Source organism: Kitasatospora sp. A2-31, assembly GCF_022288725.1.
Lineage (GTDB): Bacteria > Actinomycetota > Actinomycetes > Streptomycetales > Streptomycetaceae > Kitasatospora.
The window spans coordinates 530,104-543,738 of record NZ_JAKNTA010000004.1; the positions used below are offsets into that span (position 1 = coordinate 530,104).

Sequence of the window (13,635 nt, forward strand, 5' to 3'; positions counted from 1 at the left end):
ACGCCCCACGTCCGGAGGGCGGCCGGACGGTTGTGGTTGAAATGTGATCTATTTCTGTGCGGGCGATGAGTGGTTGGTGGTCTCATGGGCCAATGACCTACGCGTACCCGCCGCCGGCTGCCGCTCCGACCCGCCCGTGGTGGCGCCGACCTGCGGCGATCGTCCTGTCCCTGCTCTTCGTGCCGCCGCTCGGCCTGGTGCTGGTGTGGACCTCGCTCTGGCAGCGGCCGGTGAAGATCGCCGTCAGCGTGATCGGCGGGATCTACTGCCTGATCTGGTTCGGTGCGGTGCTCGCCGACCCGAAGCCCAGCCGTACCGAGCTCGTCCAGCCGGCCGCGGCGGCCACCTCGTCCGCCGCCGCCCCGGCCCCGAGCCCGACGGTCACGCCGGCCCCCACCCCGACACCCGCCCTCACGCCCACCGCCACGCCCACCCCCACGCCGACCGCCACGGCCACGCCCGCTCCGACGCCGACGCCGAAGGCGGCTCCGGCGGTCACGCCCACGCCGACCGCCGCGTCGCCCGTGTACTACACGAACTGCGCGGCCGCCCGGGCGGCCGGTGTCGCGCCGCTGCACCGGGGCGACGCCGGGTACCGCGCGGGCCTGGACGCGGACGGCGACGGCGTCGCCTGCGAGGCCTCCGCCGCGAGCGGAGGTTCGTCCTCCGGCTCGGGCTCCTCCTCCGGCTCGGGAGCCGCCACGAGCGGCGGTTCGTCCTCCTCCGGCGGCTCCACGTCCGGCACGGACTCGTCCACGAGCGGCGGCTCGTCCTCCGGCGGCGGGTCGGCCGCCTCGGGCTCCAGCGGTGGCGGAGCGGCGCCGTACTACGCCAACTGTGCGGCCGCCCGCGCCGCCGGCGCGGCTCCGCTGCACCGCGGCGACGCGGGGTACCGCGCGGGGCTCGACCGCGACAACGACGGCGTCGCCTGCGAGTGACCGCCGCCCCGGGCGGGCCCCGGCCGTCGTGCGCGGCACGGGGCACGCCCGCACCGCCGCGGTGACGGAGATCCCCGGGTCGCCGGCGCCCCGCGGGCGCGGAGCCGGCCGGCCCGGTCCCCGCGCGGTACCCGGGGCCGCCTCGCCCTCGGATGCACCGAAACCTCCGCCGTGCCGGATAGTTGACCAGGTGGCTGATCGTGGAACGGAGCGGAGAGGGCAGTCGATGGAGTTCGAGGACAGGGTGCCGTTCGTGGTCCGGCTGGAGGCCGAGGACCGGCAGGCTCTGTTCGCCTGCGGCACCCCGATGGTGTTCCCCGTCCGTCAGGTGCTGCTGCGCGAGCACGAGCCGTCGGCGCACGTCCTGATTCTGCTGTCCGGCTGGACCAAGGTGACATCGGCGGCCGCCAACGGCTACGAGGCGCTGCTCGCCCTGCGAGGGCCGGGCGACATCATCGGAGAGGCGGCGGCGCTCAGCGGCCGGCAGCGGTCGGCGACGGTCACCGCACTCGGACGGGTGGAAGCACTCGCGGTCGACGCCGACCGGTTCGGTGCCCTGCTCGACGAGCGGCCCGCGATCTCCAGGCAGTTGCTCGCGCTGACCGCGGACCGGATGCGCGACAGCGACCGGCGCCGAGTGCAGTTCGCGGCGCTGAACGTCCAGGAACGGCTGGCGCTCCTCCTGCTGGAGCTGATCCGTACCCACGGGAGGGAGACCCAGGACGGCGTGCAGTTGACGCCCGGGCTCACCCAGAGCGAGCTCGCCGGCTCGGTGGGCGCCTCCAGGGAGGCGGTGGCGCGCCTGTTGAAGGGGCTGCGTGAGCGCGGGATCGTCCGCACCGAACGGCGAGGTCTCGTGGTGATCCGGCCGGAGGTCCTGCGATTGATGGCGCGCCAGGCCGGGGTCTGACGCTCCGTCGGACACCGGACCGACGACTCGTCGGATCCCGTCGCCCCGGACTCCTTCTGTGTACACGGTCACATGGCGAGTGTGCTAGGTTCCGTCGCCTCACACTCCGTCTCCCTGGCATCTTTTGGGTGTTCAGACGGGCCGGTGTGCGGCCCGTGTTCCCAGTGGAAGGCAGCACATGCCCGAGCCTGTCAACCGGACGATCCTGCTCCTCGACATCGAGCGGTTCAGCCGCCGTGACGACGTGGTGCAGGCCGTCCTGCGGCGAACCCTCAAGTCGGTCGTGGACCAGACGCTGCTGTCCGCCGGGGTGGAGGTCACCCAGCAGTACCGCGAGGACCGCGGCGACGGCCTGATCGTGCTGCTCGGCGGCGAGGTGGCCAAGACGGCCGTCCTGCGCGCCCTCCTCACGGTCACGCCCGAACTGCTGCACGAGCACAACCGGCTCGCCTCCCGGGGCGCTCAGATGCGACTGCGGATGGTGCTGGCGGCCGGCGAGATCGCCCACGACCCGCAGACCGGCACGGCCGGCGGCCTCGTCGGGCACGACCTCAACCAGTCGTTCCGGCTGCTCGACTCCGACGCCCTGCGCACGGCGCTCGCCGAGCGGGTCGACGCCGAGTGCGTGCTGATGGTGAGCCCGGTGGTGTACGACGGCGTGGTGCGGCACGGGCACCGGGGAGTGCGGCCCGAACACTTCCGGCGCACCGAGGTCGCGGTCAAGGACGGCGTCCTCGACGCGTGGCTGCACCGCGGCGGCGAGCAGGCCGCGGCACCCGGCGCCGGCGGAGCGGAGGAACCGGCCCGACCCGGGCGGCCCGACGGCGGCCCGACCGGCGCCGGCGCCGGCGTCTCGGCGGCGGCGCCCGCGGCGCCCCGGTCCGGGGCGGCGGAGCGGCCGGGGGCGGTCTTCCACTTCCACGGCGCGCCGGTCGTGCACGGCTCCGTCGTCGGCGGTGACCAGCACGGCGTCAGCGGGGGCCGGGTGACGGGCGACGTGGTCCTCGGCGGCTCCGTCCGCAGGGGCGTCGGTGAGGACGGCCCGCACGCCGGGAGCGCGTCGTGAACCTCCTCCACGGGCACTCGGCCGCCCCCGCCGGCGGCGCGGTCGACGCGGGGCCGTACCCTGATGACGCTCAGGTGGCGGGCGGCCCGGCGGCCGGACCGGATGATCCCGACGGCCCCGCCGAGGCCTCCGAGGAGCACGCCTGGGACTCCCGGCGCGACCTGTACCGGCACACCCCGGGCATTCTGCTCGGCCACTCCGCCCGCCTCGGCGGTTCCCTGATCGGAGGGGACCAGCACGGTGTGAGCGGCGGGCACGTCACCGGTGACGTCATCCTCGGCGGCAGCAAGGTGGAGTACCACCTGGGCGGGGACGCCGAGGAGCGGTCCGGCGAGATCCCTGCCGCCGAGGTGGAGGCGCTGGCGGTGCACTTCGTCTACCCGGCCGCTCCGCAGGACGATGCGGCCGGACCGGACGGGCCGGGCGACGGCGCCCCCGGAACGGGGCCGGTGCAAGGACCCGCCGTCGATCCCGGCCCCGGCGCGTGGCCGCCCGGCAGCCCGTTCGGCGTGGCCCTGGCCCAACTCCTGGAGCACCGGGTCGCGGTGATCTCCGGCCCGGCGACCACCGGCCGCCGCTCCGCCGCCATGATGCTGCTGCGCGCCGCCGGATCCACCTCCTACCGGGCGCTCGATCCGGCACTCACGCCCGGCAGGCTGGCCGGGGAACTGCGCGAGGGCTGCGGCCACCTGCTGGCGGACTTCGCCACCGGGCCCGAGCGGCCGCTGCGTGAGCACCACCTGCGCGGCCTGAGCGAGAAGTTGCGCGCCCTCGACGGCCACCTCGTCATCGTGGTCGGGCCGCACCCCGTACTGCACGGCGGCATCGGGCACGTCCCGTGGCAGCCGCCCGAGCCCGCGGAACTCCTCCGCGGACACCTGCGCGGCCGGGACCTCGCCGGGCACGGGGTCGAGGAACTCCTCGACCTGCCCGCCGTCCGGTCCGTCCTCGGCCACCGGCGGCCGGTGGCCGAGCTGGCCTCCTTCGCGGACCGGATCGCCGAGTACGCGCGCGGCCACCTCTCCCTCCAGGGCCTCGCCGGCTTCGGCCACTACGCGGCCGAGCAGCAGGTGCGCGAATGGTTCGACAGTGCCGAACAGTCCCTGCACGACAAGGCTTTCCTGATCGCGCTGGCCGCCTTCGACGAGGCCCCGTACCCGCTCACCGCCGAGCTGAGCGACGTGCTCTACGGGCTCCTCCAACGGATCGAGGATCCGGCGGAGCCGGCCCGCATCCCGGTCTTCGGCACCTCGAGTGCCCAGCGGGTGGAACGGGCGCACGCCGACCGGTACGAGGAGGCCGAGGAGACGGAGTGGGGCCCGGTGCTCCAGACCAAGATCCAGTTCCGGGACCGGCTGACCGCCCTCACGCTGCTCCGTGAGGTCTGGATCGGCCACCCGTCGGCCCGCCCGGCGCTGGTGGCCTGGCTCCGCCGGCTCGCCGTCGACCCGCGCCCGCTGGTCAGGACCCGGGCCGCCTCGACGGCCGCCGTGCTCGCCCGGACCGACCTCCCCTCGGCCATGGCCCTGCTCGTCCGCCCGTGGGCGGCGGACCGGCGGTTCCGTGCCCGGCTCGCCGCCGCCAACGCCCTGACGCTGGCCCACCACCTGGACACGCCGCACGTGCCCCGCATCCTGCGCGAGTGGTGCACCTCCGACGACCACCGGCTGCGCTGGACCGCCGTGCGCACCTACGCGCTGGTGGGGGACTCCTTCCCGGGCGAGGCCGTGACCGCCCTGGTGGCCGCGGTCCGGGCACTGGAGAAGCGCGGGAAGCCGGCGCCCGGGTGGCCCCAGGAACTGGACGAACTCGCCGACTCGGCTGCGTCGCTGCTGCTCGCCGCGGGGCAGGGCGCACCCGGCCGGGCCGACGGCGGTTCGGACGGCGTCCGGACGGCCCGCGCCGGGACGGGCGGGAGCGAACCCGGGGCGGACCGCAGCGGTGCGGCGCCGAACGCTGCCACGGACCCCGTCGACGGGCTCTGGCCGACGCTGCTGCCGCTGCCACCGCGAGGGCTGCACCGGGACTTCGTCCTGCGCACGGTGGTCTACGCCTGCGGCCCCACCGACGGCGAACGCGGAACCGGCCGCCCGCTCCTGCTGGACCACTTCGGCCGGGCCGAGCGCGCCCCCGGAACCCCCGGTGCCCTCCTGCGGCAGTCGGTCGCCGGCCTCCTGCGGGCCGTGCTGAACGACCCGACGTGTTCCCCCTCCGGGCTGGTCGCCCTGCGCAGGTGGGTCACGGCCGCCGACACCGACCCGGACGCCGAACAAGCCCTCGCCGACCTGCTGCCGATGCTGGCCGCCTCGGTCGAGGACACCAGGCGACTCGCGTACCTGCTGGAGAACCTGCGCGGCGGACCGTCCGATCCGGTGCCGTCGGTCGCTGTCCGGCTGCGCGCGACGCTGCCCGGGGGTGCTCCGGTGGGGGCGGAGTCCGCTCCGCGGCCCTCGCCGGTGCCGTCACCGCGGTCCTAGCCGGGGGCGCCGGCGCGTACCACTGCCCCTCTCGAACCGCCGACCGCAGCCCGACCGGGCCACCGGCCCGGCGGTGCCCCTGCCCCCTGCCCGTGCCCCTGCCCCGTGCCCCCGCGCCACGCGACGTGCCTTCGCCGTCCGCCACCAGTCCGCCGGCAGTCCGAACCATCCGATGGAGAGCAACACCATGATGAGCCAGCCACCGCAGTGGCAGCAGAACGCGAACCGCGGCACGCACCTGGTCGACCCGGTCGTCACGATCCAGGAGCTGTCCCGCTTCAAGCCGCTGCGCACCACCCGCATCGACTACGCCCTGGTCTTCACGACGGCGCAGGGAGGTCTGGACACCTACCTCCCGCCGCGGCGTCCCAGCCGTACCGAGCTCGCCACCAAGCGGTGGAACAGCGTGTACGAGGTGGACATGGGCCTGCACGAGGTGGCCACCGCGGTCGAACTCCCCAGCAGTAACGAGGCCTTCCTGTTCGACGTGTCGCTGAACTTCAGCTGGCGGGTCGCGGACCCGGCCGCCTTCGTCGCCAGTGGCGAGCGGGACGTGCCCGCCATGGTGCAGCGGATCTGCGACACCCTGATGCGGCCGCTGCTGCGCGGGTACGCGATGGAGGACAGCGCCGCGGCCGAGAAGGCGGTGCAGGAACTCCTCGGCTCGTCCGGGCCGCTCGGCGCGGAGGCCGGGCTCCACGTGCGCTGCACCGTTCAGATCCGCCGGGACGAGGCCGCGCTGGACCACGCACGCGAGCTGCGCGAGCTCGAGTACGCCCGGCAGAAGCTGGATCCGCAGCACGAACTGCGCATGCGGGAGGACGAGTTGGCCGCCGAACGGGCGCTCGCCCAGGGGCGTCACCAGCACTGGATCGAATCGCAGAACCAGGAACTCGGCCACGAAAGGCAGTTGGCCCGCGGGCGGCAGGAGCTGGAGCTGCAGGAGATCGAGGTGAAGAAGATCGAGTACTACGCCTACTGGCTGGAGCGCGGTGGGCCGGGGGCGATGGCCTTCCAGCTGGCCCGTCACCCGGAGGACGCCCGGCTGGTGATGGAGAACCTCCGGGAGGACCAGCTCCGGGCGATGCAGAACCAGTTGCAGGTCGCGATGCAGGCGCTCGGCGGCGGCCCCGGCGGGCTGGAGGAACACCAGCTGGACGAGCCGCGGCGGTTGGCGGCCAACGTGATCCGCGAAGTCCTGAGCACGAAGCTCGTGCCGGCGGCTCCGCTCGGGCGGTCCGAGGTGGAAGGCACGCCCCACCCGGGGCCCGCCGCCGGTGGCGAGGACTTCCCGCTCCTGCCGCCGCAGCCCGCCGCCCCGGCCACCGAGGCCGGCCGGGGGACCGCTGCCGCAGGGGCGGACCCCGCGGACGGCGGGCCGGTCTTCGGCTACCACGTTCCGACCCCGCCGGCAGCCCCGTGACGCGGCCGGCGCCGGAGCCGACCGCGACGCGGGTGGGCTCGGACCCGGACCCGTCCGCCACCCGGGCCGCCGCCGCCCGCACGGCCGAGCGCCTGGTCACCGATCTCCGCCAGGAGACGGCCAGGGCGGACACCAAGGGCTCCGTGCTGGTGGGCGCCCAGGGGATGGCCGCCGCGGCCTTCGTGGGCATCCTCACCGGGCGCGGCTGGGATCCGGCCGACCTCTCCGTCGGCGGACGGCTGCTCTGGTGGTCGGGGGTGGCCTGCTTCCTGGCCTCGACGGGCGCCCTGCTCATGGCGGTGATCCCGCGCTACCGGACGGGTGTCTGGCGGCCGGGCATGCCCCTCACCCATTTCGCCGACATCCGAAGTGCCGCCGGCCACGGTCCGGCGGCGCTCGAGCAGGCCCTCCGTGAGACCGACCGGGCACCGCTCGCCGCCGCGCTCTCCGCGCTCACCGAGAACAGCCGGATCGTCGCGGGCAAGTACCGGTGGCTGCGGGCGGGCATGATCTGCTTCACGGCCGCCCTGGTCCTGCTGCCCGCCGCGTTCCTCGCGGGCTGACGCCGCTGGCCCTCCCGCCCACTCCCTCACCTGATCGACCTGCCACAGAGGTGCCCGTCATGTCCGTCCACGAACCGCACCCGGCCCAGCCCCTGCGCCGGGCCGATGAGCCGCCACCCGCCTACCCGGGTGAGCCCGCTCCGGCGTACCCGGGGGAGGCCGTCCCGGTGTACCCCGGTGAGCCCGCTCCGGCGTACCCGGGGGAGGCCGTCCCGGTGTACCCCGGCGAGCCTGCTCCGGCGTATCCGGGGGAGGCCGTCCCGGTGTACCCCCGCGAGCCGGTCCCGGCGTATCCGGGGGAGGCCGCCCCGGTGTACCCCCGCGAGCCTGCCCCCGCGTACCCGGGCGAACCGGCACCGCCGTATCCCGGCGGACCGGAACCGGAACCGGCAGCGGTGCCGTCGACGACAGGACCGCTGCCGCCACGGTTGACCGGGGAACCGCCGCCGTACCCCGGCCCACCCTCCGGGACCGCGTCGACGGCCGACCGGGACCCCGCCGCCCGCCCGGTCCCGCCGCTGCCACCGGTCCCGGCCGTCCCGGAACCGCCCCGGCTGCCGCCGGCCACGCCCCGTGCTCCGTTCGAGCAGCCGGACGTCCCCTCCCGGCTGGGTCTACCGGCCCACCAGGACGATCTGCTCCTGCAGTCGGGCCGCAAACACCTGAAGTCACGTGAACGGGGCGCGGACGGCGCCGCCGTCCTGCAGCTCGTGGTCACCCTCCCGACGGCGTCGATCAGCCTCGGCGTGGTGGCGATCGGCGGTGCGATGGTCAACCCCGTCGTCGGGGTGGTCGCGACGGTGCTCTGGGTGCTTTCCGGGGCCCTGGTGTTCCACCGTCCCACCGAGACGGTGATCGCCCGCCGTCTCCTGGGCATGCGGCGCCCGGGCCCCGCGGAGGCGGGGCGCCTCGCGGAGGTCTGGGAGGAGGTGGCGCGTCGCGCGGGCGTCCGGCCGGGGACCTACGAACTGTGGATCCAGGAGCGGGAGGAGCTCAACGCCACCGCGACGGCCGGTCACATCGTGGCGGTCACCCGCCACGCGATGGACCGTCTCCCCAACTCCCGCCTGGCCGCGATCCTCGCGCACGAACTGGGCCACCACGTGGGCGGTCACACGTGGGCCGGCATGCTGGCGGACTGGTACGCCCTCCCCGCCAGGACGCTCCGGCGGTTGACGGTCCTCGTCCTCGCCCGCCTGGTGAGCTCGTCCGACAGGCGGATCGCCGGCTGTGGCGGGTGCCTCACCCTCGTGGTCGTGGCCTTCGTCCTGGCGGTCGCCGCCGACCTGTGGTGGCTGCTGCTCCCGGCCGCGCTCGCCCCGCTGCTCGTCGCCTGGCTCCACCGCCGTGCCGAGTACCGTGCGGACGACTACGCGGTCGGCCTCGGGTTCGACGTCGAGCTGGCGGAGGTGCTCGCCGAGGAGCACCGCGCGCGGACCGTCGCGCCGGCGCCACCTACGGGGTTCTCGGACGAAGGTACCCCGCAGGGCCAGCCGGAGCCGGCGGGCGCGCCGCGGGGGACATCCGCCCACGCCGATGTGAAGGCCCGGCTCGACCGTCTCCTCGCCGGTGCCGGGACAGCCGCCGGACGCCCGCCCGCCGCCTAGCCGACCCCGCCCGCGGCGGCCGCCGTCCCGGTGGGCGCTGCGGGCGGCCGGTGGCCCTCACCGTCCCCGGTGGGCGCTGATGAGGTCGGCGTAGCGGTGGCCGCTGGTCTTGATGGTGCGGCGCTGGGTGGGATAGTCGACGTGGACCAGGCCGAAGCGCTTGTCGTAGCCGTAGGCCCACTCGAAGTTGTCCAGCAGGGACCAGGCGAAGTAGCCGGCCAGCGGCGCGCCCTGGGCGGTGGCGCGGGCGCACGCGGCGAGGTGCCGTTCGAGGTAGGCGGTGCGCTCGGGGTCGTGGACGGTGCCGTCGGGGGCGACGGTGTCGCGGTAGGCGGAGCCGTTCTCGGTCACATAGATGCGCCGGGCGCCGTACTCGCGGGTGAGCCGCAGCAGCAGTTCCTCCAGGCCGGGGGCGTGCACCTCCCAGGGCATCGCGGTGTGCTCGGGATTGGGGCCGGGGACCTGCCGGAAGTACGGGGCCGGACCGGCCGGGTCGGCGGTGACGACCTGGCGGAAGTAGTAGTTGAGGCCGAGCCAGTCGAGCGGCGCGGCGATCAGGTCGAGGTCGCCGTCGTGCTCCGGCAGGTCGACGCCGTACACCTCGCGCATGTCCTTCGGGTATCCGCGGCCGAGGACGGGGTCCAGCCACCAGCGGTTGACGTGCCCGTCGGCCCGGACGGCGGCGGCGCGGTCGGCCTCGGAGCCGGTGGCCGGTTCGATCGGGCTGAGGTTGTTGACCAGGCCGATCCGGGCACCGCGGACGGTCTCCCGCAGCACCCGCACGGCGAGGCCGTGGCCGAGGTGGAGGTGGTAGGAGGCATGGACGGCGGCGGTGAGGTCGGTGAGGCCGGGAGCCATCGCGCCGTCGAGGTGGCCGATCCAGGCGGAGCAGAGCGGTTCGTTGAGGGTGGCCCAGTCGGTGACCCGGTCGCCGAGGCGGGCGGCGACGGCGGCGGTGTACTCGGCGAACCGCTCGGCGGTCGCGCGTTCCGGCCAGCCGCCGCGGTCCTGTTGGGCCTGGGGGAGGTCCCAGTGGTAGAGGGTGGGGAAGGGCCGGATGCCGGCGGCGAGCAGGCCGTCGACCAGGCGGTCGTAGAAGTCCAGGCCCGCCGGGTTGACCCGGCCGTCGGCATGCGGGACGACGCGGGGCCAGGCGATCGAGAACCGGTAGGCGCCGAGGCCCAGCCGGCGCATCAGCGCGATGTCCTCGGGCCAGCGGTGGTAGTGGTCGCAGGCGGTGTCGCCGGTGTCGCCGTTGGCCACCCGGCCGGGGGTGTGGGCGAAGGTGTCCCAGATGGACGGGGCGCGGCCGTCGGCGTCCGTCGCGCCCTCGATCTGGTAGGCCGCGGTGGCCGCACCCCAGAGAAAGTCGTCGGGCAGGGAGCTCAGCGCGCTGAGGTCGGTCACGGCGGGCCTTTCGGTCACGGTGGGGGTTGTGGTCTCGGCGGAGGTCGCGCTCTCGGCGGGGGTGGTGGTCCCGGCGGGGTCCGGCGCCGGGGAGTCGGTCACTTGACGGCTCCGGCGGTGAGGCCGGCGACCAGGTAGCGCTGGAGCAGCAGGAAGCCCGCGACCACGGGCACGCTCACCACCAGCGAGGCGGCCATCACCTGGTTCCAGTAGACGTCGCTGAGCGTGGCGTAGCCCTGGAGGCCGACCGCGAGGGTGCGGGTCTCGTCGTTCGTCAGCACCGAGGCGAACAGCACCTCGCCCCAGGCGGTCATGAAGGCGTACACGGCGACGGCGACGATGCCCGGCACGGCGGCCGGCACGACGACCCGCAGCAGCGCCCGGAGCGGCCCGCAGCCGTCGACCAGGGCGGCCTCGTCCAGGTCCCGCGGGATCGAGTCGAAGTAGCCGACCAGCATCCAGATCGAGAACGGCAGCGAGAAGGTCAGGTAGGTGAGGATCAGGCCGCCCCGGCTGCCGTACAGCGCGACGCCGGTGGCGTTGCCCACGTTGACGAAGATCAGGAAGAGCGGGAGCAGGAACAGGATGCCGGGGAACATCTGGGTGGAGAGCACCGTCACGGTGAACAGCCGCCGGCCGCGGAAGCGGTAACGACTCACCGCGTACGCCGCGAGGACGGCGACCAGCACCGAGCAGACCGTCGCGCCGCCGGCCACGATCAGCGAGTTGACCAGGTACCGGCCGAGCGGGACGGTGTGCCAGATGTCCAGGTAGGGCCGGAGCGTCACGGTGCTGGGGAGCCAGCGGAACGGCCCCTGGACGTCCCGGAGCGGCTTGAGCGAGCTGCTGAGCATCACCAGGACGGGGACGCCGCTGAAGACGGCGAGCGCGGTCAGGAAGATCCTGCGGAGCCGGCGGAAGGACGCGGGCGGGTCGATCATTGCGCATCCCTTCGGCGCGAGGTGGCGAACAGATGGACGGCGGTCACCAGCAGCAGGAAGAGCAGCAGCAGGACGGACATCGCCGAGCCGGCGCCGAAGTTCCAGGTGACGAAGGAGGACTGGTAGATGTGCACGGAGATCAGGTCCGCCGCCTCCGGTGCAGACCGCCCGAACAGCACGTACGGGGTGTTGAAGTCGTTGAACGTCCAGAGGAAGAGGACCAGGACGAGCACCGTGTTCACCGGGCGCAGCGACGGCAGGGTGATCCGGCGGATCTGCTGCCAGACGCCGGCGCCGTCCAGCGCGGCGGCCTCGTAGAGCTCGCGCGGGATGTTCTGCAGGCCCGCCGTGAGGGTGAGGAAGGCGAACGGCCAGCTGCGCCAGACCGAGACGGTGACCAGCGCGGCGAAGCTGTTGTCGCCCAGCAGCCAGAACGGCTTCTCGTCGACCAGGTGCAGCTGGTCGTGGAGGACGTGGTTGATCAGCCCGGTGTCCCGCTGGAACATGAACGACCAGGTGATGACGGCGGCGTAGACCGGCAGCGCGTACGGCAGCAGGAACAGCGCGCGCAGTGCGCCGCGGCCGCGGAAGGAATCCTGCATCATGATCGCGGCCGTGGTGCCGAGCAGCCAGGCGAGGCCGACGGCGAGCACGGTGAAGGTGCAGGTGACCCAGAACGAGTGCAGCAGCGCCCGGCCGACGGGCGCGTGGAAGTCCACCGCCATACGGTAGTTGGCGAGTCCGGCCCAGGGCGCGGCGGACCAGTCCCGCACGAAGAACTGGGTGAGCCGCTTGAGGCTCATCACGATGCCGACCAGCATCGGCACCAGGTGGATCAGCAGTTCGAGGGCGAGGGCGGGGAGCAGCAGCAGGTACGGGAGGGTGCTCGGTCGGAGGCGGGGTCGGAGGCGTTTGCGGATCACGTCAGTTGGCCGGCATCTGCTGCTGGGCCTTGGTGAGTTCGGCCTTCACGGAGTCGTCGGTGGCGGGCTTGCCGGCGGCGGCCGCGGCGAGCAGGTTCTTCACCGCGGTGCCGACCAGCGTCTCGAACTGGCTCTCGTCGGGCACCTGCGGGAGCGGCCGGGCGCCGTCCGCGAGCACGCCGGTGAGGGCCTTGAGCTCGGGGGTGGCGAAGGCCGGGTCGGTCTGCGCCTCCTTGACCGGGGGGATCGAGCCGTACGCCTTGTTGAGCCGGGTCTGCTCCTCCGTCCCGGTCATGAACTCCACGAACTTCAGTGCGCCGTCGGTGTTGCGGGTGCCGCGGAAGACGGCGAGGTTGATGCCGCCGACCATCGAGGTGGTGGCGCGGTCGCCGGTGGCGCCGGCCGGGGCGGGGACGGGCGCGACGCCGTAGTCCTCGGGCTTCATGCCGTGCGAGGCGAGGTTGGCGCCGGCGGTCTGCCACATCAGCATGGCGGCCTTGCCGGTGGCGAAGTCGGTGACGGACTGGTTGTTGGCGTACTCGGCGTTGCCGGGTGCGGTGATCTTCTCGGTGCCGAGGAGGTCGACGTACTGCTTGACGGCGGCGACGGCACCGGGGCCGGCGAAAGTCGGCTTCCCGGCGGCGTCGAAGAAGTCGGTGCCGTGCTGCTTGGCGAGGACGAACGCGTGGTGGACGTTCTCGTTGACGTTGCCGCCCTCCACCACCAGGCCGTACCGGCCGCCGGCGGTGAGCTTCCTCCCGTCGGCGACCAGCTCCTCCCAGGTGGCCGGCGGCTTGTCGAGCCCGGCCTCGGCGAAGAGCTTCCGGTTCCAGTACAGGCCGTAGGCCATCGAGTAGAGCGGGACGGCGGCCGGGTCCTTCCCCGGCGCGCCCGTGGAGGCGAGTGCGGCGGGCAGGAAGCGGTCGCGGCCGCCGATCCGCCCGAACGCCGCCTGGTCGAAGGGCAGCAGCGCGCCGGTGGCCTGCAGCGAGGCGGACCAGGTGTTGCCGATGTTGAGGACGTCCGGGCCCTGGCCGGAGGTGGTCGCCGCGAGGATGCGGTTGAGCAGGTCGGACCACGGGACGACCTCCAGCTTCACCTTGATGCCGGTCTGCTGTTCGAACCGCTTCAGCTCCGGCTCCAGGACCTGGCGGTCGTTCTCCAGGCTGGTGCCCTGGTTGGAGGCCCAGTAGGTGAGTGTGCGCGGGCTGCTGTCGCCCCCGCCGCCGGCGGTGGAACCGCCGCCGCAGGCGGTGGCGGTGAGGACCAGGGTGGCGACCAGGGCGGTGGCCGCGGCGGCTCGGCTCATGGGCATGACCGATGTGCCCCTCTCGGGCTGGTGGGCTGCTTCCGGGGTGAGGTGCGGTGAGGGTGGGGTGG

General features: G+C 74.2%; 11 protein-coding genes. 7 read left to right on the forward strand and 4 right to left on the reverse strand.

Annotated elements, in window-relative coordinates:
- Positions 1-92 precede the first annotated feature (92 nt).
- From MCM47_RS14390 to MCM47_RS14420, 7 genes are all read left to right on the forward strand, one after another.
- Positions 93-938, forward strand: a complete 846-nt coding sequence (locus tag MCM47_RS14390) for an excalibur calcium-binding domain-containing protein (RefSeq protein WP_238861968.1) — start codon at positions 93-95, stop codon at positions 936-938.
- 226 nt (positions 939-1,164) lie between these two features.
- Positions 1,165-1,848 carry a Crp/Fnr family transcriptional regulator gene (locus MCM47_RS14395; protein ID WP_238862142.1) on the forward strand — a complete coding sequence of 228 codons (684 nt, stop codon included), beginning with the start codon at positions 1,165-1,167 and terminating at the stop codon, positions 1,846-1,848.
- 178 nt (positions 1,849-2,026) lie between these two features.
- Positions 2,027-2,914 (forward strand): hypothetical protein, encoded by an 888-nt coding sequence (locus MCM47_RS14400; protein ID WP_238861969.1) that lies wholly within the window; start codon positions 2,027-2,029, stop codon positions 2,912-2,914.
- A complete protein-coding gene (locus MCM47_RS14405; protein ID WP_238861970.1) occupies positions 2,911-5,391 on the forward strand; it encodes a hypothetical protein in 2,481 nt (826 codons plus the stop codon). The genes MCM47_RS14400 and MCM47_RS14405 overlap by 4 nt, the downstream gene beginning before the upstream one ends.
- A gap of 172 nt (positions 5,392-5,563) precedes the next feature.
- Positions 5,564-6,814 (forward strand): PE-PGRS family protein, encoded by a 1,251-nt coding sequence (locus MCM47_RS14410; RefSeq protein WP_238861971.1) that lies wholly within the window; start codon positions 5,564-5,566, stop codon positions 6,812-6,814.
- A 32-nt stretch (positions 6,815-6,846) separates the two neighbouring features.
- A complete protein-coding gene (locus MCM47_RS14415) occupies positions 6,847-7,377 on the forward strand; it encodes a Pycsar system effector family protein (protein ID WP_238861972.1) in 531 nt (176 codons plus the stop codon).
- 428 nt (positions 7,378-7,805) lie between these two features.
- The gene (locus tag MCM47_RS14420; RefSeq protein WP_238861973.1) at positions 7,806-8,984 is read left to right on the forward strand and encodes a M48 family metalloprotease; all 1,179 of its coding nucleotides are present in this window, start codon (positions 7,806-7,808) and stop codon (positions 8,982-8,984) included.
- Positions 8,985-9,041: 57 nt separating this feature from the next.
- Here the strand turns inward: MCM47_RS14420 and MCM47_RS14425 are convergent, their stop codons facing one another.
- The 4 genes from MCM47_RS14425 to MCM47_RS14440 all read right to left on the reverse strand — a co-directional run bounded on the left by MCM47_RS14425 (position 9,042) and on the right by MCM47_RS14440 (position 13,570).
- On the reverse strand, positions 9,042-10,409 hold the full coding sequence (locus MCM47_RS14425; RefSeq protein WP_374209129.1) for a GH1 family beta-glucosidase: 1,368 nt from the start codon (positions 10,407-10,409) through the stop codon (positions 9,042-9,044).
- Between the two features lie 80 nt (positions 10,410-10,489).
- Positions 10,490-11,332, reverse strand: coding sequence for a carbohydrate ABC transporter permease (locus MCM47_RS14430; protein WP_238861974.1), 843 nt, complete (start codon positions 11,330-11,332; stop codon positions 10,490-10,492).
- Complete coding sequence (locus MCM47_RS14435; protein WP_238861975.1) at positions 11,329-12,255, reverse strand: carbohydrate ABC transporter permease; 927 nt, start codon at positions 12,253-12,255, stop codon at positions 11,329-11,331. The genes MCM47_RS14430 and MCM47_RS14435 overlap by 4 nt, the downstream gene beginning before the upstream one ends.
- A gap of 1 nt (position 12,256) precedes the next feature.
- On the reverse strand, positions 12,257-13,570 hold the full coding sequence (locus MCM47_RS14440) for a sugar ABC transporter substrate-binding protein (protein WP_238861976.1): 1,314 nt from the start codon (positions 13,568-13,570) through the stop codon (positions 12,257-12,259).
- Positions 13,571-13,635: the final 65 nt, after the last annotated feature.